Genomic DNA, 266 nt, shown 5'->3' on the forward strand with positions numbered 1-266 from the left:
TGCGGGCCGTCGCCCCCGCGCTGGAGGTCATCGACTCCCGGTACGCCAACTTCACCTTCTCGCTGCCCGACGTGATCGCCGACAACACCTCGGCCGCCCTGTTCACCGTCGGGCCGTGGCAGCCGGTCCCGGACGGCCTCGACAACCTCGGCGTACTGCTGGAGGTCGATGGACGCACGGTGCAGACCGGGTCGACGGCGGCCATCCTCGGCGACCCCCGCCGGGCCCTCGCCGCCGGCGTCGCCCTGGCCGACCGGCACGGCCCG

1 pseudogene is annotated in these 266 nt (G+C 74.8%); it reads left to right on the forward strand.

From position 1 onward, the window contains the following. Positions 1-266 (forward strand): annotated as a pseudogene (locus tag ACXAHD_RS32465) (4-oxalocrotonate decarboxylase); the annotation flags it as partial.

It is taken from the genome of Micromonospora sp. ABR4_055 (assembly GCF_056160425.1).